The following is a 3,956-nucleotide window of genomic DNA, read 5'->3' as shown; positions in this document are numbered from 1 at the left end:
GTCTATGCCGAGATCCTCGTCACCACCAATGGCGGCCCGGGATACGCCTCCACCAACCTGCCCTTCCTCGTCTACCAGAAGGCGTTGCTGGAGTTCAAAATCGGCCAGGCATCCGCCGGCGGTGTGATCGCCGTCATTCTCGCCAATATCGTTGCCTTCTTCGCCATGCGCGCCGTCGGCAAGAACCTGGACAAGTAAGGGAGGCTACGATGGCACGCTCAGTCACCACCCGGCACAAGACGATCGCGACGGTTGCCGCCTGGATCGTCGCCCTGCTGATCTTCTTCCCGATCCTCTACACGATCATCACCTCGTTCAAGTCGGAGCAGGAAGCCATCCAGGGCTTCAGCATCATCCCGTCGGGAACGTTCGAGAGCTATACCGAGGTCCAGGCACAGAGCGGCTACTTCAAGTTCTTCTTCAACTCGGTGCTGCTCTCGGTCGGCTCGACCATCCTGGCCCTGCTGGTCGCCATACCGGCGGCATGGTCGATGGCCTTCTCGCCGACCAAGCGGACCAAGGACATCTTGATGTGGATGCTGTCCACCAAGATGATGCCGGCGGTCGCGGTGCTGTTCCCGATCTACCTGATCTTCCGCGACACAGGCCTGCTCGGCAGCCGCATCGGCCTCATGATCATGCTGATGCTGATCAACCTGCCGATCGTGGTGTGGATGCTCTACACCTATTTCCGCGAAATCCCTGGCGAGATCCTGGAAGCGGCGCGCATGGACGGCGCATCGCTGTGGAACGAGATCGTCTATGTGCTGACGCCGATGGCGGTGCCGGGCATCGCCTCGACAATGCTGCTCAACATCATCCTGGCCTGGAACGAGGCGTTCTGGACGATCCGGCTGACGACGACGGAAGCCGCACCCCTGACCGCCTTCATCAGCTCGTTCTCAAGCCCGCAAGGCCTGTTCTGGGCGAAGCTTTCGGCCGCCTCGACGCTGGCCATCGCGCCGATCCTGATCATGGGCTGGTTCAGCCAGAAGCAGCTGGTGCGCGGCCTGACATTTGGTGCGGTGAAATAACGGAATTGCCCGAAGCAATCGGCAGAAATAACCCCTCGGGGAGGAAACCATGGGAAACATCACGCTCAAGAACGTCTCGAAATCCTTCGGAGCGACGTCCATCATCCCCGGTCTCGACCTGGTGATCGAGAATGGCGAGTTCGTCGTCTTTGTCGGCCCGTCGGGTTGCGGCAAGTCAACGCTGCTGCGCCTGATCGCCGGGCTCGAGGACACCAGCGGCGGCTCCATCAACATCGACGGCCGCGACGTCACCGGCGAGGCACCGGCCAAGCGCAAGCTCGCCATGGTGTTCCAGTCTTACGCGCTCTATCCGCACATGACGGTGGCCAAGAACATCGGCTTCCCGCTGAAGATGGCCGGTGAGGACAAGGCGACCATCGACAAGAAGGTGGGAGACGCGGCGCGCGTGCTCAACCTGACCAACTATCTCGAACGCCGGCCCGGCCAGCTTTCCAGGCGGCCAGCGCCAGCGCGTCGCGATCGGCCGCGCCATCGTGCGTCAGCCGACCGCCTTCCTGTTCGACGAACCGCTGTCCAATCTCGATGCGGCACTGCGCGGCACCATGCGGCTGGAGATCAGCGAGCTGCACCATCAGCTCAAAACCACCATGATCTACGTTACCCACGATCAGGTTGAAGCGATGACCATGGCCGACAAGATCGTCGTGCTGAACGCCGGCAACATCGAGCAGGTCGGCTCGCCGATGGAGCTCTACAAGACGCCGAAGAACCTGTTCGTCGCCAGCTTTATCGGCTCGCCGAAGATGAACCTGATCGAGGGCGCGCCGGCTGCCAAAAACGGCGCCAAGACCATCGGCATCCGTCCCGAACACCTGGAGATCTCGACCAGGGCGGGCGAATGGAAGGCAGTCGTCGGCGTCGCCGAGCATCTCGGCTCCGACACCTTCCTGCACGTCCAGGCCGACGGCGTCGGTCCGCTGACCGTGCGCGCCGACGGCGAACTCGGCGTCCATCACGGCGACACCATTTACCTGACACCAGACAAGGCCAAGCTGCATCGCTTTGGCGCCGACGGAAAGGCAATCTGAACATGCGACTGGCCGGCAAATCCGCGCTGATCACGGGTTCGGCCCGCGGCATCGGCAGAGCCTTCGCCGAAGCCTATGCCGGCGAAGGCGCAACCGTCGCCATCGGCGACATCAATCTCGAGGCGGCGCAGAAGACCGCCGCCGAGATTGGCGGCAAGGCCTATGCGGTCAAGCTCGACGTCACCGACCTCGCCTCGATCGAGGCGGCGGTGAAAGCCGTCGAGACGAAGACCGGTGGCCTCGATATCCTGATCAACAACGCCGCCCTGTTCGACCTGGCGCCGATCGTCGAAATCACCAGGGCAAGCTACGACAAGTTGTTTTCCGTCAATGTCGCCGGCACGCTGTTCATGCTGCAGGCAGCCGCCCGCTCGATGATCGCGCGAGGCAAGGGCGGCAGGATCATCAACATGGCGAGCCAGGCCGGACGGCGCGGCGAGGCGCTGGTCGGCGTCTATTGCGCCACCAAGGCCGCCGTCATCTCGCTGACCCAGTCGGCGGGGCTCGACCTGATCAAGCACCGCATCAACGTCAACGCGATTGCCCCTGGCGTCGTCGACGGCGAGCACTGGGATCACGTCGATTCGCTGTTCGCCAAATATGAGAACCGGCCGAGGGGCGAGAAGAAGAAACTGGTCGGCGAGGCGGTGCCGTATGGCCGCATGGGCACGGCACAGGACCTCACCGGCATGGCTGTGTTTCTCGCCAGCAGCGACGCCGAATACATCGTCGCCCAGACCTACAATGTCGATGGCGGCCAGTGGATGAGTTGAGGGCGGGGGACGGCCTCTGCTCCTCGTCCCTCCGCGGGGAGCAGAGGCCGACTTCAGCGGGCGCGTAGCAAGTGCCACCCCTTATCCGCTCCCCGACGGGGAGAGGAGCGTAACGAAGGCCGAAACCCGGCCAAAGGGTAAAACAGATGACCGTGAAACTCTCGTCCTCTAACCTCTCCAAGCTGCCCGCCAACGTCGCAGGTCCGAAGTATGACCGCGCGACGCTGAAGGCCGGCATCGTGCATTTCGGCGTCGGCAATTTCCACCGCTCGCATCAGGCCGTCTATCTCGACGATCTGTTCAATGCGGGCATCGGCCATGACTGGGCGCTGATCGGTGCCGGCGTGTTCGACGGCGAAAAGATCGGTCGCGGCAAACTGGAAGAGCAGGACTGGCTCACCACGGTGGTCGAGCAGGATAGCGGCCATATGAGCGCACGCGTCACCGGCGCGATGATCGACTTCCTGATGCCCGGCGATGCGGCCGGTGTGATCGAACGGCTTGCCGACCCGGCGATCAAGATCGTTTCGCTGACCATCACCGAAGGTGGCTATTTCATCGACCCGGCCTCCGTCGTGTTCAACCCGACCCATCCCGACATCGTCGCCGACGCGCAGGCCGGCGCCACGCCGAAGACGGTGTTCGGCATCATCCTTGCCGGGCTGATGCGCCGCCGCGATGAAGGCACCGTGCCGTTCACCGTGATGTCGTGCGACAACATTCCCCACAATGGCCATGTCACCTCGGATGGCGTCATCGGCCTGGCCCGTTTGATCGACGAGGATCTGGCGAACTGGGTCAGCGAGCATGTCGCCTTTCCGAACGGCATGGTCGATCGCATCACGCCGGCCACCACCGACCGCGAGCGCGGCATCCTGGCCAAGGATTTCGGCCTCGAGGACAACTGGCCGGTGTTCTGCGAGCCGTTCCGGCAGTGGGTGCTGGAGGACCATTTCACCGATGGCCGGCCGCCGCTGGAAAAGGTCGGCGTGCAGTTCGTCAAAGACGTTGCGCCTTATGAACTGATGAAAATCCGCATCCTCAATGGCGGCCATGCAGCGATCGCCTATCCGGCCGGCCTGATGGACATCCATTTCGTG

At 63.0% G+C, this 3,956-nt stretch carries 3 protein-coding genes and 2 pseudogenes; all 5 read left to right on the top strand.

Features of this window, described 5'->3' with window-relative positions:
* Positions 1 to 198: pseudogene (locus tag EN969_RS20265) on the top strand (sugar ABC transporter permease); the annotation flags it as partial.
* An 11-nt stretch (positions 199 to 209) separates the two neighbouring features.
* On the top strand, positions 210 to 1,034 hold the full coding sequence (locus tag EN969_RS20260; protein ID WP_063169752.1) for a carbohydrate ABC transporter permease: 825 nt from the start codon (positions 210 to 212) through the stop codon (positions 1,032 to 1,034).
* A 49-nt stretch (positions 1,035 to 1,083) separates the two neighbouring features.
* A pseudogene (locus tag EN969_RS20255) lies at positions 1,084 to 2,083 on the top strand (ABC transporter ATP-binding protein).
* A 2-nt stretch (positions 2,084 to 2,085) separates the two neighbouring features.
* Positions 2,086 to 2,856, top strand: a complete 771-nt coding sequence (locus EN969_RS20250; RefSeq protein ID WP_063169750.1) for an L-iditol 2-dehydrogenase — start codon at positions 2,086 to 2,088, stop codon at positions 2,854 to 2,856.
* Between the two features lie 146 nt (positions 2,857 to 3,002).
* Positions 3,003 to 3,956, top strand: a 954-nt coding sequence (locus EN969_RS20245; RefSeq protein WP_164758370.1) for a mannitol dehydrogenase family protein, incomplete at its 3' end; no start/stop codon positions are given.

It is taken from the genome of Mesorhizobium sp. M7A.F.Ca.CA.003.01.2.1 (genome assembly GCF_003998945.1).
GTDB lineage: Bacteria > Pseudomonadota > Alphaproteobacteria > Rhizobiales > Rhizobiaceae > Mesorhizobium > Mesorhizobium ciceri.
Note: the sequence above shows the minus strand (reverse complement) of the source record. Positions and strands in the feature narration are given on the sequence as shown.